The organism is Amycolatopsis sp. NBC_01307 (assembly GCF_035975215.1).
Lineage (GTDB): Bacteria > Actinomycetota > Actinomycetes > Mycobacteriales > Pseudonocardiaceae > Amycolatopsis.
The window spans coordinates 9,176,833-9,200,825 of sequence record NZ_CP108403.1; the positions used below are offsets into that span (position 1 = coordinate 9,176,833).

At 71.0% G+C, this 23,993-nt stretch carries 29 protein-coding genes; 16 read left to right on the plus strand and 13 right to left on the minus strand.

The genetic code is table 11. The annotated features are described in order from the left end of the window. Entirely contained in the window at window positions 1–564 is a 564-nt protein-coding gene (locus OG439_RS41000) for a cadmium resistance transporter (protein WP_326945845.1), read from the plus strand. A 477-nt stretch (window positions 565–1,041) separates the two neighbouring features. Here OG439_RS41000 and OG439_RS41005 read toward each other — a convergent pair whose 3' ends face one another. Together OG439_RS41005 and OG439_RS41010 are read right to left on the minus strand one after the other, a co-directional pair. Further along, window positions 1,042–1,752, minus strand: coding sequence for an ABC transporter permease (locus tag OG439_RS41005; RefSeq protein WP_247060229.1), 711 nt, complete (start codon window positions 1,750–1,752; stop codon window positions 1,042–1,044). After that, window positions 1,749–2,447, minus strand: coding sequence for an ABC transporter permease (locus OG439_RS41010; protein ID WP_326945846.1), 699 nt, complete (start codon window positions 2,445–2,447; stop codon window positions 1,749–1,751). The genes OG439_RS41005 and OG439_RS41010 overlap by 4 nt, the downstream gene beginning before the upstream one ends. Window positions 2,448–2,585: 138 nt before the next feature. Between OG439_RS41010 and OG439_RS41015 the strand changes: the two genes are divergently transcribed. After that, the gene (locus OG439_RS41015) at window positions 2,586–3,509 is read left to right on the plus strand and encodes an ABC transporter substrate-binding protein (RefSeq protein WP_326945847.1); all 924 of its coding nucleotides are present in this window, start codon (window positions 2,586–2,588) and stop codon (window positions 3,507–3,509) included. Between the two features lie 39 nt (window positions 3,510–3,548). On the opposite strand, the gene OG439_RS41020 is transcribed toward OG439_RS41015, so the two are convergent. After that, window positions 3,549–4,334, minus strand: coding sequence for a class I SAM-dependent methyltransferase (locus tag OG439_RS41020; protein ID WP_326945848.1), 786 nt, complete (start codon window positions 4,332–4,334; stop codon window positions 3,549–3,551). A gap of 29 nt (window positions 4,335–4,363) precedes the next feature. Further along, on the minus strand, window positions 4,364–4,861 hold the full coding sequence (locus OG439_RS41025; protein ID WP_326945849.1) for a MarR family transcriptional regulator: 498 nt from the start codon (window positions 4,859–4,861) through the stop codon (window positions 4,364–4,366). A 64-nt stretch (window positions 4,862–4,925) separates the two neighbouring features. Between OG439_RS41025 and OG439_RS41030 the strand changes: the two genes are divergently transcribed. From OG439_RS41030 to OG439_RS41050, 5 genes are all read left to right on the plus strand, one after another. Continuing rightward, entirely contained in the window at window positions 4,926–5,783 is an 858-nt protein-coding gene (locus OG439_RS41030; protein WP_326945850.1) for an NAD(P)H-binding protein, read from the plus strand. Next, a complete protein-coding gene (locus tag OG439_RS41035) occupies window positions 5,780–6,445 on the plus strand; it encodes an NAD(P)-dependent oxidoreductase (protein WP_326945852.1) in 666 nt (221 codons plus the stop codon). The genes OG439_RS41030 and OG439_RS41035 overlap by 4 nt, the downstream gene beginning before the upstream one ends. 22 nt (window positions 6,446–6,467) lie before the next feature. Beyond that, window positions 6,468–6,824 carry a DoxX family protein gene (locus tag OG439_RS41040; RefSeq protein ID WP_326945853.1) on the plus strand — a complete coding sequence of 119 codons (357 nt, stop codon included), beginning with the start codon at window positions 6,468–6,470 and terminating at the stop codon, window positions 6,822–6,824. Between the two features lie 51 nt (window positions 6,825–6,875). Further along, entirely contained in the window at window positions 6,876–7,310 is a 435-nt protein-coding gene (locus OG439_RS41045; protein WP_247060238.1) for an SRPBCC family protein, read from the plus strand. Between the two features lie 114 nt (window positions 7,311–7,424). Beyond that, window positions 7,425–8,441: an NADP-dependent oxidoreductase gene (locus OG439_RS41050; protein WP_326945854.1), complete on the plus strand. Its 1,017-nt coding sequence runs from the start codon at window positions 7,425–7,427 to the stop codon at window positions 8,439–8,441. 40 nt (window positions 8,442–8,481) lie between these two features. On the opposite strand, the gene OG439_RS41055 is transcribed toward OG439_RS41050, so the two are convergent. From OG439_RS41055 to OG439_RS41065, 3 genes are read right to left on the minus strand one after another with little or no spacing between them, the layout of a single operon-like run. After that, the gene (locus tag OG439_RS41055) at window positions 8,482–9,123 is read right to left on the minus strand and encodes a haloacid dehalogenase type II (protein WP_326945855.1); all 642 of its coding nucleotides are present in this window, start codon (window positions 9,121–9,123) and stop codon (window positions 8,482–8,484) included. Window positions 9,124–9,127: 4 nt separating this feature from the next. Next, window positions 9,128–9,745: a pyridoxamine 5'-phosphate oxidase family protein gene (locus OG439_RS41060; RefSeq protein WP_326945856.1), complete on the minus strand. Its 618-nt coding sequence runs from the start codon at window positions 9,743–9,745 to the stop codon at window positions 9,128–9,130. A 9-nt stretch (window positions 9,746–9,754) separates the two neighbouring features. Further along, entirely contained in the window at window positions 9,755–10,345 is a 591-nt protein-coding gene (locus tag OG439_RS41065; RefSeq protein ID WP_326945857.1) for a TetR/AcrR family transcriptional regulator, read from the minus strand. A gap of 112 nt (window positions 10,346–10,457) precedes the next feature. Between OG439_RS41065 and OG439_RS41070 the strand changes: the two genes are divergently transcribed. Beyond that, complete coding sequence (locus OG439_RS41070; protein WP_326945858.1) at window positions 10,458–11,507, plus strand: NAD(P)-dependent alcohol dehydrogenase; 1,050 nt, start codon at window positions 10,458–10,460, stop codon at window positions 11,505–11,507. A 21-nt stretch (window positions 11,508–11,528) separates the two neighbouring features. On the opposite strand, the gene purU is transcribed toward OG439_RS41070, so the two are convergent. The 5 genes from purU to OG439_RS41095 form a co-directional block, all read right to left on the minus strand. Next, on the minus strand, window positions 11,529–12,395 hold the full coding sequence (gene purU, locus OG439_RS41075; protein WP_326945859.1) for a formyltetrahydrofolate deformylase: 867 nt from the start codon (window positions 12,393–12,395) through the stop codon (window positions 11,529–11,531). A gap of 24 nt (window positions 12,396–12,419) precedes the next feature. Beyond that, window positions 12,420–12,758, minus strand: a complete 339-nt coding sequence (locus OG439_RS41080) for a hypothetical protein (RefSeq protein WP_326945860.1) — start codon at window positions 12,756–12,758, stop codon at window positions 12,420–12,422. A 140-nt stretch (window positions 12,759–12,898) separates the two neighbouring features. After that, the gene (locus tag OG439_RS41085; RefSeq protein WP_326945861.1) at window positions 12,899–13,600 is read right to left on the minus strand and encodes a DedA family protein; all 702 of its coding nucleotides are present in this window, start codon (window positions 13,598–13,600) and stop codon (window positions 12,899–12,901) included. A gap of 68 nt (window positions 13,601–13,668) precedes the next feature. Then, window positions 13,669–14,475: a class I SAM-dependent methyltransferase gene (locus OG439_RS41090; RefSeq protein WP_326945862.1), complete on the minus strand. Its 807-nt coding sequence runs from the start codon at window positions 14,473–14,475 to the stop codon at window positions 13,669–13,671. After that, window positions 14,454–14,954 carry a DUF2505 domain-containing protein gene (locus OG439_RS41095; protein ID WP_326945863.1) on the minus strand — a complete coding sequence of 167 codons (501 nt, stop codon included), beginning with the start codon at window positions 14,952–14,954 and terminating at the stop codon, window positions 14,454–14,456. Before OG439_RS41095 ends, OG439_RS41090 begins: the two co-directional genes overlap by 22 nt. Before the next feature lie 24 nt (window positions 14,955–14,978). On the opposite strand from OG439_RS41095, the gene OG439_RS41100 reads away from it, so the two are divergent. From OG439_RS41100 to OG439_RS41130, 7 genes are all read left to right on the plus strand, one after another. Continuing rightward, window positions 14,979–16,034, plus strand: a complete 1,056-nt coding sequence (locus OG439_RS41100; protein ID WP_326945864.1) for a UDP-N-acetylmuramate dehydrogenase — start codon at window positions 14,979–14,981, stop codon at window positions 16,032–16,034. A gap of 226 nt (window positions 16,035–16,260) precedes the next feature. Continuing rightward, window positions 16,261–17,442 (plus strand): L,D-transpeptidase, encoded by a 1,182-nt coding sequence (locus OG439_RS41105; protein ID WP_326945865.1) that lies wholly within the window; start codon window positions 16,261–16,263, stop codon window positions 17,440–17,442. Between the two features lie 3 nt (window positions 17,443–17,445). Further along, entirely contained in the window at window positions 17,446–18,261 is an 816-nt protein-coding gene (locus OG439_RS41110; protein WP_326945866.1) for an alpha/beta fold hydrolase, read from the plus strand. A 25-nt stretch (window positions 18,262–18,286) separates the two neighbouring features. Then, the gene (mshA, locus tag OG439_RS41115; RefSeq protein WP_326945867.1) at window positions 18,287–19,591 is read left to right on the plus strand and encodes a D-inositol-3-phosphate glycosyltransferase; all 1,305 of its coding nucleotides are present in this window, start codon (window positions 18,287–18,289) and stop codon (window positions 19,589–19,591) included. Continuing rightward, the gene (locus OG439_RS41120; protein ID WP_326945868.1) at window positions 19,588–20,100 is read left to right on the plus strand and encodes a YbjN domain-containing protein; all 513 of its coding nucleotides are present in this window, start codon (window positions 19,588–19,590) and stop codon (window positions 20,098–20,100) included. Before mshA ends, OG439_RS41120 begins: the two co-directional genes overlap by 4 nt. A 70-nt stretch (window positions 20,101–20,170) precedes the next feature. Beyond that, window positions 20,171–21,067 carry a DUF4349 domain-containing protein gene (locus OG439_RS41125; RefSeq protein WP_326945869.1) on the plus strand — a complete coding sequence of 299 codons (897 nt, stop codon included), beginning with the start codon at window positions 20,171–20,173 and terminating at the stop codon, window positions 21,065–21,067. A gap of 445 nt (window positions 21,068–21,512) precedes the next feature. Further along, complete coding sequence (locus OG439_RS41130) at window positions 21,513–22,262, plus strand: phosphoglyceromutase (protein WP_326945870.1); 750 nt, start codon at window positions 21,513–21,515, stop codon at window positions 22,260–22,262. Window positions 22,263–22,347: 85 nt separating this feature from the next. Here OG439_RS41130 and OG439_RS41135 read toward each other — a convergent pair whose 3' ends face one another. Then, complete coding sequence (locus OG439_RS41135) at window positions 22,348–22,986, minus strand: DNA-binding response regulator (protein ID WP_326945871.1); 639 nt, start codon at window positions 22,984–22,986, stop codon at window positions 22,348–22,350. Between the two features lie 75 nt (window positions 22,987–23,061). On the opposite strand from OG439_RS41135, the gene OG439_RS41140 reads away from it, so the two are divergent. Further along, window positions 23,062–23,928: an oxidoreductase gene (locus OG439_RS41140; protein WP_326945872.1), complete on the plus strand. Its 867-nt coding sequence runs from the start codon at window positions 23,062–23,064 to the stop codon at window positions 23,926–23,928. Window positions 23,929–23,993 lie beyond the last annotated feature (65 nt).

Here is a 23,993-nt window from a genome sequence, read left to right on the forward strand (position 1 = left end):
GTGGACGTCGGGTTGATCGGGCGCGCGGTCGCGATGTTCGCCGTGACGAACGTCGACGACTTGGTGCTGCTCGCGGTGTTCTTCGGCCAGGCGGCCGGACGTCGCGGTGAGCTCAAGGTCGTGGCCGGGCAGTTCCTCGGCTTCGCGGCGATCTTGGCCGCGTCGGTCGCGGGTGCGCTCGGGGCGGGGCTGTTGCCCGACGGTGCCGTCCGGTGGCTGGGCGTGCTGCCGGTGCTGCTCGGGATCCGCGCGGCTTGGCAGGCGTGGCACCGGGACGACGACGAACCGGCACCGGCGAGCGGCGTGCTCGCGGTCGCGGCGGTGTGCTTCGCCAACGGCGGCGACAACATCGGCGTGTATGTCCCCGCGTTCGCGGCAACCGGACCCGCAGGCCTGGCCGGCTACGGCGCGGTGTTCCTGGCGGGAGTGGCGGTGTGGTGCGTGATCGGCCGCTTCCTCGCGACCCGGCCGAGCGTCGCCCGGGCCCTCGCCCGCTGGGGGCACGTGGTGCTGCCGGCGGTGCTGATCGCGCTCGGCGTGCTGATCCTGACCGGCGCGTTCTAGCCGACGCGACGCCAGGGCGAGGACTGCTTCCGGCCCAAGTGGTTGGTGGGAGGGGAGGGGGAGGGCCCCACTCGGCTGGGAGGAGCGCCACCCGGCGGACGGGGAGCAGTCGGAGGAAGGACTGTCACTCGGCCGAGGGAGCCGATCGGGCGAAGGGGTCGTCACCTGGCTGAAAAGAAAGTCTGTAGGACGAAGGAGAGGCTGTCGGGCAAGGGGCCACCGGGTGGGAGGTAGCGGCACTCGGTGGTTGGGGACCAGCTGGCAGAAGGGCCACCCGACGGCGGAGTTGGCGCCCGGTGGCCGGGAGCCGGGTACGGCGGAAGGGTTGCCGCACGGCAAAGAGGGTGCCGCACGGCGGAAGAGGGTGCCGCACGGCGGAGGGGGTGTCGCACAGCGGAAGGCCTGCAGCCCAGACGGGAGTTAAACCGGCCATGGGCGGACCAGCCCGGCAGCATGGGTGCTCCGGCGGACCGGGTGCTAGTCGCGGCGGGCGTTCTGCAGGGCCAAGCCTCGCGGTGTCGCCAGGCGGGTGAGCAACGCGAACACGCCGTCGCACACCAGGGCCAGGACCACCGCGGCCAGGCCGCCGGCGAAGATCTCGCCGTAGCCCTGGGCGCCAAGGGCGAAGCCGTCGACTATGTAGCGGCCCAGGCCGCCGCCGTCGTTGACGATGGCGCCGATTGCGACCGTGGCGATCAGCTGGAGGAACGACACTCGGGCACCCGCCAGGATCACCGGGGACGCCAGTGGGAGTTCCAGCTTGAGCATGATCTGCCACTCGCGGTAGCCCGTGCCGCGGGCTGCGTCGACCGTTTCCTGCTCCAGGGACACCACGCCCGCGTACGTGTTGGTGAACAACGGCGGCATCGCCAGGGCGACCAGGGCCAGCAGCAGCGGCCAGAACGTCGTGTCCAGCTCCCAGCGGCTGGCCAGGAACCAGAACAGGATGATCAAGCCGAAGCTCGGGATCGCGCGGCCGATGTTGACCGCGCTGCTCGCGAGGAACGCGCCCCGGCGGTAGTGGGCCAGCCACAGTGCCGCGGGGATCGTCAGCACCGCCGCGATCACCAGCGCGAGGAGGGAGAACCTGAGGTGCTCGAGCGTCCGGTAGGGGATGCCCGCCTTGTCCGTCCAGCTCCAGCGGTTCGGGTCGGACAGCCAGGCGTTCACCTGGTCGAGGAAGCTCATCGCGCCCGCACCTTCCGGGTCCAGGGTGCCAGCAGGCGTTCGCTGAACCACAGCAGCAGATCCACGACCACCGCGAGGACCACCGACAGCCCGACGCCGACGATGATCTCCGTCGGGTTGGGGGTCGCCGTCTGGATGCCCGCGCGGATGAAGTAGCCCAGACCGCCCAGTCCGAGCATCGAGGTGACCGTGACCAGGCCGATGGTCGTCACGGCGGCGACGCGCAGGCCGGCGATCACCACCGGGACCGCCAGCGGCAGCTCGATCTGCCACAACAGCCGGCCGCGTGTGTAGCCCATGCCGATCGCGGCCTCGCGGACCTCGTTGGGCACCTGGTCGACGCCGGTGACGATGTTCCTGATCAGGATGAGCAGCGTGTACGTCGCGAGCGGGATCATCGCGGTCACGAACGTCAGCCCGAAGAACGGCACCAGCACGGCGAACGCGCCCAGGCTCGGGATCACGTACAACGCGCCCGCGGTGCTCAGGATGAGGCCGTACGACCAGCGGAACCGCAAGGACAGCACCGCCAGCCCGATCGAGACGACCAGGCCGATGCCGAGCGCGGCGCCCGTGAGCGAGATGTGCTCGACGAAGCGCTGGGCGATGTCGTCGGCGTTGCGATCGACCCAGCGCCACTGGAAGATCGGCGGTCCGCTGTCGGCGGCCAACGGGGTCACCGCGGTCACATGCACCGGCCGACCCTACCCCGATCGGGCAGTGAAATTCCGCAGGCTGGGAATTCTGGCGCTTTTCTCCCAACATGTGGATCCTTGTCGGTGGACAGGGCTAGGGTCCTTTCGTCTGTTCGAGTGACGAGGGAGTGGGGATTCGTGCGCTGGTTCCGGAACGCGTCCGTGATGGCGGTGGCCGTCGCGGCGACGCTCGGTTTGGCCGCCTGTGGGGGTGGCAGCGACAGCAGTGACAAGCCCGCCGCGCCGGGCAAGGGTGGGGCGCCGATCGTCGTCGCGTCCTTCAACTTCACCGACAGCCAGATCCTGGCCGAGATCTACGCGCAGGCGCTGGAGGCCAAGGGCTACCCGGTGACGCGCAAGCTGAACCTGGGCTCGCGTGAGCTGATCTACCCGTCCCTGAAGTCCGGTGAGCTGCAGTTCATCCCGGAGTACCAGGGCGCGGCGATCACGACCGGCTTCGGCAAGGACGCCGGGAAGACAGCGCAGGAGGAGCACGACCAGCTCGCGAAGCTGTTCGAGCCCAGCGGCGTCTCGCTGCTGAACTTCGCCCCGGCCGAGGACAAGAACACCTACATCATCAAGTCCGACCTGGCCAAGGAAAAGGGCATCGCCTCGATCAGCGACCTGAAGAAGCTGGACAAGGTCGTCATGGCGGGCCCGCCCGAGTGCGAGAAGCGCCTGCCTTGCTACCAGGGCTTCAAGGACGTCTACAAGCTGACGAACTCGACCTTCCAGACGATCCAGGAAGCCGGGCCGCGGGTCGAGCAGCTCAAGTCCGGGGCCGTCACGGTGATCCCGGTCGACTCGGTCAGCCCGCTGACCGGCGACTCGAACTACACCGTGCTCAAGGACGACCTGAACATCGTGCCGACCGAGAACGTCGTGCCCGCGGTGAACAAGAAGGTGCTCGACGAGCGCGGTGCCGACTTCGCCACCGCCGTCAACGCGGTGAGCGCGAAGCTGACGACCGATGTCATGCGAGACCTGAACAAGCGCGTCGACTCCGACGGCGAGAAGGCCGAAGACGTCGCGAAGGACTGGCTGGCGCAGGCCGGTCTCTGACCCACCGCACGAAGGCCGTCCCGGAAGGGGCGGCCTTCGTCATGCGGAGACTCCGCTGACGACCCAGGCGCGGGCCGACAGCGGGATCGAGCCGTCCGGGTTCGTCGGCAGGCGGCTGCGCAGCAGCTCGCGGACCTGTGAGCGGCGCGCTTCGGGCAACGTCATGAGGTACGTCGGCGCCGGGCCCTGGCCGCCCAGGAACGGCGTCCAGTAGTCGTCGAAGCCGGTGAACACCGTCGGGACCTTGATCTCCTCGACGGACACCGCGTCGAAGCCCGCCGCGGTCCACAGGCGGCCGAGCGGTTCCGGGCGGCACAGCGGGAAGCGGCGGCCCTCGTCGGGCACCGCCGGGTCGAGCTCGGCGGCGGCCTCCCAGAAGTGCCGGATCAGCTGCATGCCCTCGGCGAGGTCCCAGACGTACGCGGCGGCCACGCCGCCCGGCGCCGTCACCCGCGCGATCTCCGCGGCGGCCCGCGCCGGCTCGGGGACGAAGTTGAGGACCAGCCCGGACACGACCACGTCGAAGCGGTCGTCTTCGAACGGCAGCGAACGCGCGTCGGCGACCTGGAACGTCGCGCGCGGGTCGGTGACGCCGGCGCGGGCGGTCTCCAGGAACGGCTCGGACGGATCGACGCCGACGACTTCCGCGGGGTCGGCCGCGGCCAGCACGGCCGACGTCAGCGCGCCGGTGCCGCAGCCCACGTCGAGCCAGCGGCCGCTCGCCGGGGCGTCGAGCCGCCGGACGAACGTCTCCGCGATCCGCCGGCTCCAGCGCCCGATGTAGGCCTCGTACGCGTCCCCGGCCACCCACATGTCTCCCGCCACCGTGTGAGTAGAACACACAAAAGCCCAGGTCAGCTGTGGGACAAATCATCCGTCGCGGCGCTGCCCGCCGCCCTCGCGCGGCGGAGGAAATCGCTGATCAGGTCCAGTTCGGCTTCGCTGTACTCGTCGCAGATCTCGTCGAGCGCGCCGTTCATGCCCGAATACAGCCGGAACAGCTCGGCGTTGCGGCCGCGGACCGCGCGCACGGCGATCGCGCGCCGGTCGGTCGCCTCCGGGTCGCGTTCCCGGACGATCCAGCCGCCCTTCTGGAGGCGGTCGAGGATGCCGGTCATCGTCGCCGGGTGCAGGCCCGCGCTGCGGGCGAGCGAGCTCGGGCTCAGCGGGCCGTTGCGGGAGATCAGCTCGAGGCAGTCCAGGTCGACGTCCTTGATCGCCAGGCGGCCGCTGACCTGGTGGTTCAGCAGCGAAAGCTGGTTCCGAAGCTCGCGTAGCGCCTCTTTCACCGCCGTGGTCGACCGTCGCCGACGGCGGGCGGCGTCGACCCCGTCACCGGGTACGGAACTCATATGATATGCTCCTCGTATCATCTGGACTTCAGGCACAAGCGTAACCCGGGGGAAGGGATTCACCATGATCGTGCTCACCGGGGCGACCGGGCTGGTCGGCCGCCTGCTCGCCACCGAACTCGAGGACCACGGCGTCCGCGTCGTCACGCGCACGCCGCACAACGCGGGGTTCCCCGCGGGCGTCGAGGTCGTCGAAGGTGACCCGCAACAGCCGGCGACCCTCGAGAACGCGCTGCGCGGCGCCGATGCGCTCTTCCTGCACTCACGCGCGGTCGGCGACGCCGCGTACGACGTCGTCGCGCTGGCTCGGGAGCTGGGTGTCCGCCGGGTCGTCGCGCTCGCCGCGGCCAATGTGGACGACCGGCCCGACGCGCAACCGTCGCGGTTCCGCGGCGACCGCAACAAGGAGGTCGACGACGCGGCCGCCGCGAGCGGCCTGGAGTGGGTCAGCCTGCGGCCCAGCTCCTTCGCGCTCAACGCCCTCACCGCGTGGGGCGGCCAGATCCGCGCCGGTGACGACGTCCGCTACGTCTACGCCGGCTTCGAAGAATCGCCGCTCCACGAACGTGACCTGGTCGACGTCCTCGGCCAAGCGTTCCTGGGTGACGAGCTGCTCGGCCGGCGCGTCGACCTCACCGGCCCGGAATCGCTGTCCCACGAGGAAATGGTCCGGCAGATCGGGGTGGTGCTCGGAAGACCCTTGCGGTTCCAGGAGATTCCGGCTCCCGCCGCGGCGAAAGGCATGCTGGCCAACGGATTGCCGGAACCGTTCGTCACGGCGATGATGGCCCGCTACGCCGCCCACGCCGCGCGGCCGCAGTTCCCGCCGACGCCGGAGGTCGAGAAGATCCTGGGCCGCCCGGCGCGCACCTTCGCCGAGTGGGCGGCCGATCACGCCACCGACTTCGGGGCGCCGAGATGAGGCTGACGCTCTTCGCCGCGTCCGGGCGGACCGGTGCGCACGTACTCGGCCAGGCGCTCGCCGCCGGGCACGAGGTCACGGCCGTGGTGCGGAATCCGGACGCCGTCACCGCGCCCGTCCGCATCGTCCAGGCGGACCTGACCGCGCCGGATCCGGTGGCGCTCAAGTCCGCTGTGGACGGTCGCGACGCCGTGGTCTCGGCTTTGGGACCGCGACACCACGATGAGTACGGCGTCGTGTCGAGCGGGACCCGCGCCATCGTCGAGGCGATGGGGGCGGCGGGGGTGCGGCGCCTGGTCGTCGTGAGCGTCGCCGGCATCTCGACGATCCCGACGCCGAGCCGGCCGGACCCGCCGAAGCGGGACCCGGGAATCGGGTTCTTCACGCGGACCGTGCTCTCGCCGCTGGCGAACCTGCGGTTGCGGAAGCACTACGAGGACGTCGCCCTGATGGAGCACGAGCTGCGGGTGAGCGGTCTCGACTGGACGTCGGTGCAGCTCCCGCTGCTGACCGACAAGCCGCCCACCGGGCACTACCGGATCGCGTACGAACAGAGCGTCCGCGGTGGCTTCAGGATCGCGCGGGCGGATGCGGCGCACTTCACGCTCCGCGCGCTCGGGATGCCCGAAACCGTGCGGCACTCCGTCGCGGTCGCCTACTGAGTCGTCTACTGAAGGGAGTTCGATGACCACTGCGTTCCTGGTCGTCTCGCTGGTCGCCGTGGCGCTCAACGGCTTCTCCGGTGTCGCGGCCCTGGTGCACTTCAAGCCGATCCTGCCGGGCATGACCGCCGCCGGGGTGCCGGAGTCGTGGCTGACCTTTCCCATCGGCACGCTCAAGACGGCCGGCGCGCTCGGTCTGCTGGCGGGGGTGGTGGTGTGGCCGCCTGCCGGGGTGGCCGCGGCGGCCGGGCTGGTGCTGTTCTTCGTCTGCGCGCTCTACACGCACGTCCGGGTGCACGACTACTCCGCTCAGTTCGGCCTGGCGAACGGCTTTCTCGCGGTGAACGCCGCCGCCCTGGGGCTCGCGCTCGCGGTCTAGGGTCGACGCGAAACCGGTGCCTCGGAGCCGGTACCTCGGAGAAGGAGTGAGATGGGAAAGGTCACGGCCACCGCGGAGCGGACGATCGACGCCCCGGCCGACAAGGTGCGCGCGCTCGTCGCGGACTACGCCGAAACGCGCCCGAAGCTGCTCACCGAGCACTACCGCGACTACGAGGTGACCGAGGGCGGCGTCGGCGCCGGGACCAAGGCCGGCTGGAAGCTGCAGGCGACCTCCAAGCGCGTGCGCGACGTCAAGGCCACCGTCAGCGAGCCGAAGCCCGGCACCCTGGTCGAGACCGACGCGAACTCCAGCATGGTCACCACCTGGACCGTCAGCGAGGCCGGCGAGAAGAGCCTGGTCCGGATCGAGACGAGCTGGGACGGCGCGGGCGGCGTCGGCGGGTTCTTCGAGAAGACGTTCGCGCCGGGCGGGCTCAAGAAGATCTACGACGGCGTCCTCGGCAAGCTCGCGGAAATCGTGTGACGGTGAGCAGGGTGTGACCGGTCACCATCGGAATGTGCGCCCCGTTTGGCCGGTTGTACCGGGAGAATCCGGGGCGCCTGCCCCGCTTGACGTCTCGACCTTAGGAGTTCGACGGTGAACGCACCCGCCCAGGCGACCGAGATCCGGCTCGCTTCCCGCCCGCACGGTGTCCCCACGGACGAGAACTTCGCCATCGTGGACACGGAGATCCCGAGCCCGGGCGAGGGCCAGATCCTGGTGCGCAACCTGATCATGAGCGTCGACCCGGCGATGCGGGGCCGCATGCGCGACGTGAAGTCGTACGCGCCGCCCTTCGCGGTCGGCGAAGTGATGTACGGCGGTGCGGTCGGCGAGGTCGTCGAATCGAACGTCGACGACGTCAAGCCGGGTGAGCACGTGCTGCACCAGGCCGGCTGGCGCACCCACGCCGTGCTCGACGCGAAGCGGTTCGTGAAGGTGGACGCGTCCGCCGCGCCGCTGTCGACCTACCTCGGTGTGCTCGGCATGCCGGGCCTGACCGCGTACGCGGGCCTGCTGGAGTCCGCCGAGTTCAAGCCGGGCGACACCGTGTTCGTGTCCGGCGCGGCCGGCGCGGTCGGCTCGCTGGTCGGCCAGCTCGCGAAGCTCAAGGGTGCCAAGCGCGTCATCGGCTCGGCCGGGTCGGCGGAGAAGGTCCGCCACCTGATCGACGACCTCGGGTTCGACGCCGCCTTCAACTACAAGGACGGCCCGGTCGTGGAGCAGCTGCACCAGGCCGCGCCGGAGGGCATCGACGTCTACTTCGACAACGTCGGCGGCGAGCACCTCGAAGCCGCGATCGACGCCATCACGCTGCACGGCCGGATCGCCGTCTGCGGGATGATCTCGCAGTACAACGCCACCGAGCCGACGCCGGCACCGCGCAACCTCTCGCAGATCATCGCCAAGCGGCTCACCATCCGCGGCCTGCTGGTGATCGACCACTGGGGCCTGCAGCAGCAGTTCGTCAGCGAGATCGCGCCGTTGGTGACGTCCGGGCAGATCAAGTACTCGGAGACCTTCGTCGACGGCATCCGCAACGCGCCGGAGGCGTTCCTGGGTCTGCTGTCCGGGGCCAACACCGGCAAGATGCTGGTCCGGATCGCGGAGTAACCGGTTGCGGTTCGACCCCGGCCGGCCGGGGTCGGCGCAGCTAACCCAGCAGCGCGGCCAGTTCCGGCAGGGTCGACGCCGTGTAGGTGGGCGCGGGCGAGCCGGGCAGCGGGCGGACGCCGGGGCGGGTGAGCAACGCCGTCCGCAGGCCCGCGGCCTGCGCGCCCGCGATGTCCCAGTCGTGCGCGGCGACCATCACCGCGTCGCGCGGCTGAAGTGAATACGCGTCAAGGACCTGCCGGTACGGCTCCGGTGCCGGCTTGAGGCGGCCCGCCTGCTCGGCCGAGAAGATCCGGTCGAGCAGCGGCGCCAGCCCGGAGTTCTGCAGCTGCGCCTCGGCCGTGGCGAGCGGGGAGTTCGTCAGCGCGACGACGTCGTGGCCCGCTTCGCGCAGCTTCGTCAGGCCCTCGGCGACGTCCGGGTGGGCCGGGAGCGAACGCAGGCCTTCGCCGATCGCGGTGAGCCGGCCGGGCGTCAGCTCGCGGCCGTGCCGGGCGGCGACCTCGACGGCGGCCTGGCCGGCGATGCCCGCGAAGTCGCGGTAGCCGCCTGACGCGGTCACAGTCAGCACCGTGTGGATGGCCAGCCCGAACCACTCGCGCCGGAGTTCGGGGCTCCCGATGGTCTCGTCGAGCGCGGCGAGGTCGAGCAGGGTCTCGTTGACGTCGAAGACGCACAGCATGGCTTCAGTATTGCTTGGTCCGGGACCCTTCGTTGAGTCTCGCGTCCAGCTCTTCCACCGAAACCGGCAAGGACAGCTGGTCGCGCAGGATCGTGCCCAGGGACGGCAGCGTCGAACGCTCCGGCCAGGTCTCCGGCTTCCACAGCGAAGACCGCAGGAACGCCTTCGCGCAGTGCATGAACAGCTCTTCGACCTCGACGACCACCGCGAGCCGCGGGCGCTTGCCCTTGACCACCAGGTCGTCGAAGTACGGCGCGTCCGACACCAGCGTCGCCCGGCCGTTGACGCGCAGCGTCTCGTTCATGCCCGGCACCAGGAACAACAGGCCCGCGTGCGGGTTGTCGACGATGTTGCGGAAGCTGTCGACGAGCTTGTTGCCGGGCCGGTCCGCGAGCACCAGCGTCCGGTCGTCGAGCACCAGCACCGAACCCGCCGGGTCGCCGCGGGGTGAGACGTCGCAGCTGCCGTCCGGTGCCGACGTCGCCAGCAGGACGAACGGCGAATGCGCGATCAGGGTGCGCGCGTGGTCGTCGATGTGGTCGAGGACCTTCTGCCGGGTCGTCGGCGACGACTCGCCGACCAGCTCCCGCAGGGCCTCGTGGCTGTCGATGATGCTCCCCATCACCCCAAGCTAGCCGAGAGTCCGGCCCGCGATCGCGATCCGAGCCGCTTCGGTGGACTTCGCCACGACCTGGTCCACCGAGTACCCGTGCTTCACGAAGATGCCGTCGAGCTGGAACGTGCCGTAGCCGTGGGCCTGGGTGAACAGCTGCTCCATCAGCTCCAGCGCCGTGCCCGGGTCGGGGGCGACCGTCAGGCACAGCATCAGGAACTGGTCGGTCAGCCGCCGGGTCTGCTCGTGCAGCTCCGCGTGGTCCGGGCCCTGGAGGCCGTCGGCGTAGATGACGTTCATCCCGGCCCGCCGCTCGATCAGGTAGCGCGTGTAGGCGCCGGCCGCTGCGGCCAGGGCGGCCACCGGGTCGTCGTGGGCGGCGGCCGCCGCGGTGACGCGCTCGGCGAGCTGGCAGGCGACGTGGCACGCGACTTCGGCCAGCAGGCTCTCCCGCGTCGCGAAGTGGCGGTACGGCGCGCCGGGGCTGACCTGCGCGCGCTTCGCCACCTGGGCCACCGAGAACCCGGCCAGGCCCTGCTCGGCGATCAGGTCCAGGGAGACGCGCACGAGCTCGCCCCGCAGGTCACCGTGGTGGTACTTGCCGCCCATGACGTGGCTCACATCTTCCGGTCGGAATATGTAAGAGCCCTCTTACGTAGGTCCATGTAAGAGGCCTCTTACGGAGGCTCTCGTTCACACGGTACTTCTTTTGGAGGGTTTCATGAGCACGACCACGCACGCGATCGCCGCACCGGCGCCGGGCGCGCCGCTCGCGCCGACCACGATCGAACGCCGTGACCTGCGTCCGAACGACGTGCTGATCGACATCGCCTTCGCCGGCATCTGCCACAGCGACCTCCACCAGGCGAAGGAAGACTGGGGCCAGGCGATCTTCCCGATGGTCCCGGGCCACGAGATCGCGGGCGTGGTCGCCGCGGTCGGCCCGGACGTCACCAAGTACCAGGTCGGCGACCGCGTCGGCGTCGGCTGCATGGTCGACTCCTGCGGCGAGTGCGAGTACTGCCGGGCCGGCACCGAGCAGTTCTGCGTCAAGGGCAACGTCCAGACGTACAACGGCGTCGGCTTCGACGGCGAGAACACCTACGGCGGCTACAGCCAGCAGATCGTCGTGAAGGACGCCTTCGTCTGCGGCATCCCGGAAGGCATCGACCTCGACGTCGCCGCGCCGCTGCTGTGCGCGGGCATCACCACCTACTCGCCGCTGCGCCACTGGGGCGCCGGCCCCGGCAAGAAGGTCGCCGTGATCGGCCTCGGCGGGCTCGGGCACATGGGTGTCAAGATCGCCGCCGCGATGGGCGCCGAGGTGACGGTGCTGAGCCAGAGCCTCAAGAAGCAGGAGGACGGGCTCAAGCTCGGCGCGACCGACTACTACGCGACCAGTGACGAGGCGACGTTCGACGTCCTCAAGGGCAAGTTCGACGTCATCCTCAACACCGTGTCGGCCAAGCTGCCGATCGACGCCTACCTCGGCCTGCTCAAAGTCGGCGGCGCGATGGTCAACGTCGGCGCGCCCGGCGAGCCGCTGAACTACAACGCCTTCTCGCTGCTGGGCGGCAACAAGGTGCTGGCCGGGTCGATGATCGGCGGCATCGCCGAGACCCAGGAGATGCTCGACTTCTGCGCCGAGCACCACATCGGCGCCGAGATCGAGGTCATCCCGGCCGGCAAGGTCAACGAGGCCTACGAGCGCGTCGAGAACTCCGACGTGCGCTACCGGTTCGTCATCGACACCTCGACCATCGAGGCGTGAGGACGCCGCACGGCAACCGCGTCAGAACACCACGGTGCGGTTGCCGTGCACCAGGACCCGGTTCTCCAGGTGCCAGCGCAGGCCGCGGGCCAGGGTGACCTTCTCGATGTCGCGGCCCTTGCGGACCATGTCCTCGACCGAGTCGCCGTGGTCCACGCGGATCACGTCCTGGTCGATGATCGGGCCCGCGTCGAGGTCCGCGGTGACGTAGTGGCAGGTCGCGCCGACGAGCTTCACCCCGCGCGTGTGCGCCTGGTGGTACGGCTTCGCGCCGACGAACGACGGCAGGAAGCTGTGGTGGATGTTGATCGCCCGGCCGGCCCACGCGCGGCACAGGCCGGCGGGCAGGATCTGCATGAACCGGGCCAGCACCACCGCGTGCGGGTCGTGCTCGTCGACCAGCTCGCGGACCTCCTCGAACGCCTCGGCCTTGCCGCCGGCCGGGAACGGCACGTGGTGGAACGGGATGCCGTGCGCGCGGGTGATGCCGGCGAGCGACTCGTGGTTGCCGATCACCGCGGCGACGTCGACGTCGAGCTCGCCGGACGCGACGCGGCCGAGCAGGTCGTAGAGGCAGTGCCCGGCCTTCGACACCAGCACCACCGCGCGGCGGCGCTCACCGGTGTCGCTGACCTGCCAGCTCGACTCCGCGGACAGGTCCGCGGCCACTTCGGCGAACCGGGCCCGCAGCCCGGTCGCGTCGAACGGCAGCGAGTCCGCGCGGACGACCTGGCGGGTGAAGAACCAGCCGGTGTCCGGATCGGTGTGGTAGGCCGCTTCGACGATCCAGCCGCCGTGCTCGGCGAGGAACCCGGAGATCCGGGCGATGATGCCGGTGCGGTCGGGGCAGCCGAAGGTGATGACGTAGCGGCGTTCGGGAGCGGTCACGCCGGATATTGTCCCTGGCGCTGGTCAGACGGCGGGGAGCCGGTCCCCGGTGACCGAGGCGTTGTTCGGGCGGCCGTACAGCGCCCGGTAGACGTCGTCGGCGGCACCCGCCACCTCGGTCTCCGGCGTGCCGGCGGTCCACGTCCGTTCCGGCATCGTGATCCGCACGCCGATGGTGAGACCACGCTGCGGGACGAGGAAGGTCAGGAACTCGTCGATGCCGTCGTTCGCGAACTCGGGGGAGAAGCGCGTCTTCGGAACGTCTTCGAGGGCTGATTCGGCGTCGAGGCGGTGGATCGCCGTTTCGTGGGCCATCCGGCGGCCCCACGGGGTGCCGGGGTTCCGCGCCAGGGCTTCGCGCATCGCGAGGCGGTGACCGTTGGCGCCGAGCCGTGTCACTGCCGAGCAGGTCGTCCCACCCCGAAGGTGGCACCGGTTTCACCGGCCGGTTCACGGCCAGGCTCACGGCGAGGTCGTGCACGAAACCGATGTGCGCCACCAGGTCATGAACAGTCCACTTCGGACAGTTCCGGACCGGCGCCGTCGGCCCGGCTTCCAGTGCCGCTCGTTTCAGCGCGTCCGCGTGGATGTCGATCGCTTCCCGCATGCGCCGACCGTAGCCGCCGCCCGCCTTCGATCGCGAGCACCAGCGCGAGCCCGAGGCCGAAGGACAGCAGCAGGCCCTTCACCGGTTCGCCGGCGAACGCGGCCCCGCCGGCGAGGCCGATCAGGACGCTGTAGACCGCCCAGATCGCCGCGCCCGCCGCGTCCACCAGCACGAACCGGGGGAGCGGGTAGCCGAGGCTGCCGTTCGCGAGCGCGCTGGCGACGCGGCCGCCGGGCAGGTAGCGGGCCGCGATGATCAGCAGGCCGCCGTGGTGGCGCACCTGATCCCGCGCCCACTCGTACCGGCGCGGCCCGGCCGGCCCGCGCCGCAGCAGCGCGAGCGCCCGCGGCCCGGCGGTGCGCCCGACGGCGTACCCGAGGCAGTCGCCCGTCCACGCCCCGCCGGCGGCGACCGCGGCGAGCAGCGCCAGCTGCGCCGGATCCGGCCCGAACAGGACGGCGACGGTGACGACGGTCGTCTCGCTCGGCATGAACGGCAGCAGCGCGTCCAACCCGGACACCGCGAAGACGAGCACCCACAGCCACGGCGAGCCCAGCGCGCCGCGCAGCAGCTCGGTGACGTGCCCCAGGAGTTCCACGGCTTCATGGTGATCACCGCAGGTCACCTACGGGTGACGCAGCGGGGTGCGGCCGGTGAACAGCGGATCTACGGGGCGACCGGGGCGACGGCGGCCCACGGCACGGTCAGCTCGCCGAGCCGGATGCGCCCCGGCGGGCCCAGCACCGGCCAGCCGCGGGAACCCAGCAGCCGCACCGTCTCCAGCCAGCGGGAGCGGGCGCCGAACGCCTGGTGCGGGGCCGCGGCCGCCCAGCAGGCGTCCAGTGTGGCCAGCAGCTCGTGGACGCGCTCGCCGGGGACGTTCCGGTGGATCAGCGCCTTCGGCAGCCGCTCGGCCACCGTCGACGGCCGGTCCAGGCCCGCGAGCCGGACCGACAGCGTCAGCGAGACCGGGCCGTCGCGGGACACCAGGACCCACGTCGAGAGGCGGCCGATCTCGTCGCACGTGCCTTCGACCAAGAGTCCTTCAGGGGGCATCGACTCCAGCATCAGCTGCCACGCGCCCGCGACCTCGTGCTCCGCGTACTGGCGCAGCACGTTGAACGCCCGGACGAGCACCGGGCGCGTGCCGGCCAGCTCGAACCCGCCGCGCTGGAACGAAAGCCAGGGCGGCGACGCCGCGGACTGCGCGAAAGCGACCCGGTCGGCGTCCAGCTCCAGGCCCAGCACCCGGACGTCGGGGCGGACCCGGCGCAGCCAGCGGGCCAGCTCCACGGTGGTCACCGGGGACGCGCCGTACCCGAGGTCGACGACCAGGGGCGAGCCGGCCGCGCGCAGCAAGCGGGTCGTCGGGGGCGCGGTGGCGATCCACCGGTCGACCCGGCGCAGGCGGTTGGGGTTGGTCGTTCCTCTGGTCGGCGCGCCGACCGGGCTCAGGCGGCGTCGGCCAGCCACTTCGCGGAGAATTCGGCTTCGCGGTCCAGCAGTTTGGTGACTTGTTCGGCGATCACGCTCTCCAGCTTCGCGCCGAACAGCGGGATCCGCACGATCACCTCGCCGCTCGTCCGCAGCACCGTCTTGCCGCCGTCGGCCAGCAGCGCGGTCCGCGCGTTGATCTCGCCCGGGACGCCGCCGACCTCGACCGACGCCTTGCCCTGGTACTCCGCGCCGGACGGCTGCCAGATCTGCGTGCGCGTCACCATCAGGTCGCCTTTGTGGAGCGTCCGGACGGCCTGCGGCAGCTTGTCCGCGCTGATGCCCTGCCGCAGCTGGTAGCGCAGGCCCTTCTCGGAGACCTCGTAGGACAGCAGCGCCGCGGCGTGCCCGCCGAGCTCCTCCAGGCGCGCCCGCAGCGCGTCCTCACCGGCCACGGCGGCGTACGCGGACGCGACGTCGGCGGCGAAGTCGGCACGGTGCTCGATCCGGGATCCCATGAGCCGGACAGTACCGTCAGGCGCGTGAACTCCGCCCGTACTCCCGCACTCCCGGCCCTCTCCGCGTACACCACGCTGCGCCTCGGCGGCCCGGCTCGCCGGTTCGTCAGCGCCGCGACCAGCGAAGATCTCGTCGCGGCGGTCCGCGAGGCCGACGCGGCGGGCGAGCCGGTGCTGCTGCTCGGCGGCGGCTCCAACCTGGTGGTCGGCGACGCGGGGTTCGACGGCGTGGTCGTCGAGGTGGCGAACACCGGCTGGCGGCGTGACGGCACGATCGTCGAGGTCGAGGCCGGGCAGAACTGGGACGCCTTCGTCGCCGGTCTGGTCGAGGCGGGCCTGGGCGGGCTCGAATGCCTCTCCGGCATCCCCGGCAGCGTCGGCGCGACGCCGATCCAGAACGTCGGCGCGTACGGCTGCGAGGTCGCCGAGTCGATCGTCTCGCTGGAGCTGTACGACCGCGTGACGCGCGAAGTGCGCACGCTCAAGGCCGACGAGCTCGGCTTCGCCTACCGCACCAGCATCCTCAAGGGCACCGACACCGGCGTCGTCCTCTCGGTCCGCTTCGAGGTCCGCGAAGACGGCCTTTCCGCGCCGGTCCGCTACGCCGAGCTCGCGCGCACACTCGGCGTCGAGATCGGCGCGCGCGTCCCGGCCGCCGACGCGCGCGAAGCCGTCCTCGGGCTGCGTCGCGGCAAGGGCATGGTGCTCGACCCGGCGGACCACGACACGTGGAGCGCGGGCTCGTTCTTCACCAACCCGATCGTCCCGGCGGCCGACGCCGAGGCGGTGCTGGCCCGCATCGCGGAGAGCGTCGAGGGCAGCGCCCCGCAGTACCCGGCCGACGGTGGCGTCAAGCTGTCCGCGGCCTGGCTGATCGAGCGCGCCGGCTTCGGCAAGGGGTACCCCGGGCCGGGGAACCGCGTCTCGCTCTCGACCAAGCACACGCTCGCGCTGACCAACCGCGGCGACGCGACGACGGAAGACCTGCTCACGCTGGCCCGCGAGGTCCGCGACGGCGTCCACGAGCGCTTCGGCGTCCGCCTGCGGCCCGAACCGCTCTTGATCAACTGCGTCATTTGAGCCGAAACGGGCAACCTGGACGTGTATCAGACGTCTTTGTCGACAACGGTGGCGTCCACCTGATCGGTTGGTCTTTACCTTTCGGCAGGTAACGTCAGGCGGGTCACCAGCGCTAAGGGTGCGTTGAGCCGCTGGTCGGTGGGACTACAGCTCCGGGGGGTCCGGGGGGCGGAGCCCCCACGGGTGGGGCGCGGGGGCACGCCCCCGCATGACACAGGAGGAATTCGTGATCGAACGGCGCTTGGTCTTCAAGGCGGCTCTCGCGGCGGGGGCCGCTGTGGTCGTCGCGGCGTGTTCGGGCACGAACGACGGCACCGCGCTGCCCACCGGGGCCGCGAACGCCGACGGCGAGGGCGGCGGCGCGCAGCCCGTGGCGAAGATCACGGCCGAGCCGGCCGCGAACGTCAAGGACGCCCCGGTCCTCAAGCCCGTCGTGATCAAGGTCGCCGACGGCAAGCTCACCGAGTGCAAGGTCACCGCCGACGGCGGCAAGGACGTCAAGGGCGACACCTCGCCCGACGGGCTCACCTGGACCAGCTCCGAGCCGCTCGGTTACGGCAAGAAGTACACCTACGCGGCCAAGGCCACCGGCAGCGACGGCAAGCCGGTCGAGTTCACCGGCACCTTCACCACGGTCAGCCCGGCCAAGCAGGTCCGCGCCACGCTCAACCCGGCCGACAACGCCCAGGTCGGCGTGGCCATGCCGATCAGCGTCAAGTTCGCGTCGCCGGTCAAGGACCGCGCGGCCGTCGAGAAGGCGCTGTCCGTGAAGACGGACAAGAACGTCGAGGGCGCCTGGGGCTGGCTGTCCGACAGCCAGGTCGACTACCGGCCGAAGGAGTACTGGCCGCAGAACATCACGGTGAACGTCGAGGCGAAGCTGTACGGCGTCGAGCTGGGCGGCGGCGCGTACGGCAAGGCCGACGTCACGACGAAGTTCAAGATCGGCCGCAACCAGGTGGTCAAGGTCAACACCCCGGAGCACCAGATGCACGTCTACCGCGGCGGCTCGCAGGTCAAGAGCTACCCGTGCGCGAACGGGCTGGACGCCGAGGTCGACCGCAACACCCCGAACGGCACCTACATCGTGATGAGCAAGGAGCCGACGGCGGTCTTCGACAACGCCCGCTACGGCTACACGAACGTCAACAAGAAGTGGGCCTGCCGGTTCTCCAACCACGGCGAGTACATCCACGAGAACCAGGACAACGCGGCCAACATCGGGAAGACCAACAACTCCCACGGCTGCGTCAACCTGCTCGAGGCCGACGCCAAGGACTACTTCGACTCCGCGCTGGTCGGCGACCCGGTCGAGATCACCGGCTCCAAGCTGGGCGCGCCGATGGCCTCGGACGTCAAGGACTGGAACTACTCCTGGTCGGCCTGGCAGGCGCTGGGCGCGAAGTAACCCGTGCGCACCGAGGTCGTCGGACACGGCGGGACGCGGCTCGGCCTGCGGGTCGAGGGGGCCGGCAACAGCAGGCCGATCGTGTTCGTGCACGGCTGGGCGCAGTCGTCCGGCGCCTGGGCCGCGCAGCTGGCCGACCCGGCGCTGACCGAGCGGTTCCGCCTGGTCGCGATGGACCTGCGCGGGCACGGCGCGTCCGACGTCCCGGCCGCGGGGTACGACGACCCGGTGGTCTGGGCCGACGACCTCGCCGCGGTGCTCGACTTCGCCGGGCCCGACGCGATCGTCGTCGCCTGGTCGTACGGCGGCCTGGTGCTGACCGACCACATCCGGGTGCACGGCACCGCACGGCTGCGCGGGATCGTGCTCGTCGGCGCGATCACCGAAATCGGCCGCGACCGGCCGGGCGGGCGCGTCGGCTCGCTGATGCGCGAGCACATGCGCGCGATGCTTTCGGACGATCCGGACATCGCGGTCCCGGCGCTCACGGCGTTCAGCCGCGACATGGTGACCCGGCCGATCCCCGGTACGCAGGCCCAAGCCCTGCTCGGAGCGTCTCTCGGCGTGCCGCCCGCGGTGCGCGCGGCGTTGTTCCGCCGCGACGTCGGCAGCGACGACGTCCTGGCCGCGATCGACAAACCCGCCCTGGTCGTGCACGGTTCCCAGGACCGCGTGATCGACTCCGCGGCGGCGAAGCACACGATCGGGAAGATTCCGGGGGCCACCGGACGTTGGTTCCTTGGCGGGGGTCATGCGCCCTTCGCCGAGGCCGCGGACGAGTTCGACGCGGTGCTCCGGCAGTTCGCCGAGGAATGCTGACGTAGAACGCGGGAGACGAGACCAGGTGACCAGCTCCATCCGGGGGTTCCGTGCTGCGCCGCGACGGGTAGCGGTGTTGTCCGTACACACTTCGCCGCTCGAGCAGCCGGGGACCGGCGACGCGGGCGGGATGAACGTCTACGTCAGCCAGACGGCGACCGAGATGGCCCGCCGCGGCGTCGAGGTCGAGGTGTTCACCCGCGCGACGGCGTCGGACCAGCCGCCGGTGGCCGAGCTGGCGCCGGGCGTGACCGTCCGGCACGTGCAGGCGGGGCCCTTCGAGCCGCTGAGCCGCGACGAGCTGCCCGCGCAGCTGTGCGCGTTCACCTCCGGCGTGCTGCGCACCGAGGCGTTCCACGAGCCCGGGTACTACGACCTCATCCACTCGCACTACTGGCTTTCGGGCCAGGTCGGCTGGCTCGCCCGCGACCGCTGGTCCGTGCCGCTGGTGCACACCGCGCACACCCTGGCGAAGGTGAAGAACGCCGCGCTCGCCGAGGGTGACAAGCCCGAGCCGCGGCTGCGCGTGATCGGCGAGGAGCAGGTCGTCGCGGAGGCGGACAGGCTGGTCGCCAACACCCCGGTCGAGGCGCGGCAGCTCATCGACCTCTACGGCGCCGAGCCGCACGCGGTGCACGCCGTGCCGCCGGGTGTCGACCTCGAACGCTTCACCCCGGGCCCGAAGAACGTCGCGCGCGCCGAGCTCGGCCTGCCCGGCGACGCCGTCGTGCTGGCGTTCGCCGGCCGGATCCAGCCGCTGAAGGCGCCGGACGTGCTGCTCTACGCCGCCGAGGCGCTGCTGCGCCGGCGGCCGGAACTGGCGTCGAAGCTGATCGTGCTGATCGTCGGCGGGCCGTCCGGCACCGGGCTGGAGCAGCCGCAGGCGCTGCGCGAGCTCGCCGTCTCCCTCGGCATCGAGGCGCAGGTCCGGTTCCTGCCGCCGCAGCCGGGCCCGGCGCTCGCCCGGGTGTTCCGCGCCGCCGACGTCGTCGCGGTGCCCAGTTACAACGAGTCGTTCGGGCTGGTCGCGCTCGAGGCGCAGGCCTGCGGGACGCCGGTGGTCGCCGCCGACGTCGGCGGGCTGCCGATGGCGGTGCCGCACGGCGTCTCCGGGCTGCTGGTGCCGGGGCACGGCGCCGAGGAGTGGGCGGACGCGCTGGCCGCGGTCGCGCTGCGCCCGGACCGGTGCGCCGAGCTCGGCGCCAACGCCGTCCTGCACGCGCGGCACTTCTCCTGGCGCCGTACGACGGACGCGCTGCTCGACATCTATGCTCAGGCCACCAGCGCGTTCTCCCGCGCCCTGGAGCTGCGCGCGGAGGTGGCGGTGTGAGTCTCGACGAGCTGATCAAGTCCACTTTGGACGACGCGGAACTGAAGTATGACCGGCGGGGCCCGGGAAAGTACTTCGTCACGCTGCCGGGAACCAAGAAGCTGCAGACGAACGCGTGGCTCGTCGACGGCGACCACGCGTTCTCCGTGGAGGCGTTCGTCTGCCGGCGCCCGGATGAGTCCCATGAGGACGTTTACCGCTTCCTGTTGCAGCGCAACGCGAAACTCTACGGCGTGCACTACACAGTGGACAGTCTCGGTGACATCTATCTGGTCGGCCGGTTCGGCAAGGAGACGCTGAGCGCCGAAGAGCTCGACAAGGTGCTCGGCCAGGTCCTCGAAGCCGCCGACGGCGACTTCAACACCCTGCTGGAGATCGGCTTCGCGACGTCGATCAAGCGCGAGTGGGACTGGCGCGTCTCCCGCGGCGAGTCCCTGGCCAACCTCGAGGCGTTCAAGCACCTCGTCGGACCCGCGAAGCCGCACGAACCAGGCTTGACCGAGTCGTGACCCGGCCCGTGCAACGGGGCTGAACCGGACATCCGTCTCACCGCCAGTCGAAACTGGAGGGAGACGCAGGATGCGGACTCGATGGAGAACCCTGCTCGCGGTCGCGGGCGTGGCGTTCGTGCTGGCCGGCTGCTCGGCGAACGAGAGCGGCACGTCGACCTCGGCGGACAGCGCCGGGATCGGCCCGGCCCCGGCGGTGCCGCAACAGCCGCAGCAGGGGACCGCGGGCAACGGGAAAGCCCAGCCCGACAAGGGACAGCCGGTCCCCGCGCCGCAGGCCGGGGCGGCCGATCGCAAGCTTTCGCGCAGCGCCCGGCTCGAGCTGACCGCCACGAAGGTCACCGACGTCGTCGCGGAGGCGCGGGGGATCGCGCAGGGCGCCGGGGGGTACACCGGGCAGGAGAGCACCGGCGACCGGCTGGCGACGCTCAGCCTCGCCGTGCCCGCCGAGAAGCTGGACGGCGTGCTCGACCAGCTCTCGCACCTGGGCACCGGCCTGGTGAAGCGGGAGCTGAACACCCAGGACGTCACCGAGCAGACCATCGACGTCGAAGCGCGGCTGGCGACGCAGCGGGCGTCGGTGGAGCGGATCCGCGCGTTGCTCGCGAAGGCGACCTCGGTGTCGGAGATCGCTTCGGTGGAAAGTGAGCTCACGAGCCGCGAAGCCACTCTCGAATCCCTCGAACAGCAACGGAATTCGCTCGCGGGCAGCGTCGCGATGTCGACCGTCGCGATGACCATCCGGAGCGTGGCCGCGCCGCCGCCCGCCGAAGAGGACCACAGCGGGTTCCTCGGTGGCCTGGCCGGTGGCTGGGACGCGTTCCTCGTCTTCGGCGGCGGCCTGCTGACGGTGCTGGGCGCGATCGCGCCGTTCCTGCTGATCCTCGGCCCGCTCGCGTGGGCGGGCTGGTGGCTGCACCGGCGTCGCCGGGCGGCGCGGCCGGAACCCGTGACGCCCGAGGTGTGAAGCGGGCAGGCGGGACGGCTCGAGGGAGGGGGGAGTCGCGATCTCGAGCCGCCCCGCTGAAGTTCCCGCCGATCAGGACCCGGTGACGAGGGGGGTGCCAACGGGGCCGGCGGGCCGCGGCTCGGCAGGGGGGAGACGAGCCGCGGTCAAAGCCCGAAACCGGCCGGGGAGTGCGTGGAATCCGGCCGCTCGGGACTTAGTCAACCTGTCAGAACTCGACCTGTAATCACAAGACTACACACTAGTCCGTTCGAGTGAACTTTGCGCAGACCGATAACGCAGTGCAGCATGTTGCACTGAATTTGCGCCTTGTTGGCAGGCTGACTTGTCATCGGGTGAAGGTGTTACTTTCGGGTAACACACTCTGTGTAGGTCGGCTGGGGAAAACCCCAGACCTGGGAGGTCACCAGCGGGCGCCGTGGTCCGTTCTGGCAGGCTGGGCCCCATGGCCGAACTTGGGACGTTGGTGCTGCTCCGTCACGGGCAGAGCACGTGGAACGCGGAAAACCTGTTCACCGGCTGGGTGGACGTACCCCTTTCGGAGCAGGGCGAGGGTGAAGCCCGCAAGGGCGGGCAGCTGCTGGCCGACGCCGCGCTGCTGCCGGACGTGGTGCACACCTCGCTGCTGCGGCGCGCGATCTCGACCGCGAACATCGCCCTCGACGCCGCGGACCGCCACTGGATCCCGGTGAAGCGCGACTGGCGGCTCAACGAGCGCCACTACGGCGCGCTGCAGGGCAAGGACAAGAAGCAGACGCTGGCCGAGTTCGGCGAGGAGCAGTTCATGCTCTGGCGCCGCTCGTACGACACCCCGCCGCCGGCGATCGACCCGAAGGACCAGTGGAGCCAGGCGGGCGACGCGCGGTACGCGGACCTCGGCGACAGCGCGCCGCTGACCGAGTGCCTCAAGGACGTCGTCGCGCGGCTGCTGCCGTACTGGGAGTCCGCGATCGTGCCGGACCTGCGCGCGGGCAAGACCGTGCTCGTCGCCGCACACGGCAACTCGCTGCGCGCGCTCGTCAAGCACCTCGACGGGATCTCGGACGCGGACATCGCGGGCCTGAACATCCCGACCGGCATCCCGCTGCGCTACGACCTCACCGACGACCTGAAGCCGGTGAAGTCGGGCGGCGAGTACCTCGACCCGGACGCCGCCAAGGAAGCCGCGGCCGCGGTCGCGAACCAGGGCCGCTGACCCTCAGTCCAAAGCCGTGAAGGCCTCCTTACCGGCCATAAGAGCCGGTAAGGAGGCCTTCACGGCTTTCAGGCAGCGGCAGGACTCACAGGAGGCCGGCTTCGCGGGCCCGGGCACCGGCCTGGAACCGCGAGGACGCGCCGAGGATCTCCATCAGCTCGGCCACCCGGCGCCGGTAGGTGCGCAGGCTGACGCCGAGCGCGCGGGCCGCCGTCTCGTCCTTGCAGCCGGCCGCGAGCTGCCCGAGGATCTCCCGCGCGCCGAGCTCGGTGAACCGGGCCTGGTAGGACTCCAGGTCGGTCGCGCCCGCCCAGGCCGCCTCGAACAGCGACTGGATGCCCTGGACCAGCTCGGGGCTGCTGACGACGGTGTAGCTGCGGACGTCGCCGACGCGGTCGCCCGCCACGATCGCGATCCGGCGGTCCAGCAGGATCGTCTCGTTGATCTCGCGCTCGGTGATCCGGATCCGGGCGCCGTGATCGGTCATGAACCGCAGGTGCCCGGCGAGGGTGGGGTCGAGCAGCACGCCGGGCTGGTAGACCTTGCGCACGGCCGTCGCGCGCACCGCCTGCTCCCGCTCGGGCGCGGTCGGGTGCGCCACCGACCACGTGTGCAGGTCGCGGGCCGCGCACGAAACCTCCGTCGCCGCCGCGAACAAGTGCTTCGTCCGCTCGAACAGCTCGGCCTCACCGCGCACCACGACGACGTCCGTCACCTTTTCCACACCATCGAGTGTCCGCTGCCTGGCAGCAAACTGCCAAACCCGGCCCGGATCTCCCCGGGTGGCGAAGCTGGAGCCATGACCACGACACACCCCGCCGCCGCGGCGGGCACCTGGAAGCTCGGCTCCTTCGAAGTCAACCGGCTCGGTTTCGGCGCGATGCGCCTGATGTCCACTTCGGACGGCGGCGTCCGCGACCGCGAGACGTCCATCGCCGTGCTCCGCCGCGCCGTCGAGCTCGGCGTGAACCACATCGACACCGCTTCCTTCTACTTCGCCGGCCCGCGCGCGGCGAACGAGCTCATCAACAGCGCCCTCGCGCCGTACGACAACCTGGTGCTCACCACCAAGGTCGGCCCCGGCCGCGACTTCGAAGGCACCTTCTACACCGCCCGGCCCGAGCAGCTGCGCGCCCAGGTCGAGCAGAACCTGCGCGAGCTGGGTCTGGACCACCTCGACGTCGCCAACTACCGGATCGGCGAAGGTCTGGACCGCGGCGCCGGCTCCCTCGCCGACGGCTTCGGCGCGCTCGCCGACCTCCGGGAGAAGGGGCTGATCCGCGAGCTGGGCATCTCCAACGTCGGCCCGGAGCACCTGACGGAGGCGCTGGCGATCGCGCCGGTCGTCTGCGTGCAGAACCAGTACGGCCTGACCGCGCGCCGCGAGGACGACGAGATCGTCCGGCTGTGCGCCGACCACGGCGTCGCCTTCGTGCCGTTCTTCGCCGTCGCCAGCGGTACGGGAGAGGACGCGCGGGTCGCGGAGGTCGCGAAGCGCCACGACGCCACGCCGGCGCAGATCCGGCTCGCGTGGACGTTGCACCAGGGCCCGCACGTGCTCGCCATCCCGGGCACCGGTGATCTCGCGCACCTCGAGCAGAACGTCGCCGCGGCCGCGCTGGAGCTCACCGACGACGACCTGAAGACACTCGAACGAGACAACTGATTCACCCGGAATGTCTCGGTCGGGAATCGGCCGGGTGAACGTGGGCTGACACCCCGGCGAACAAG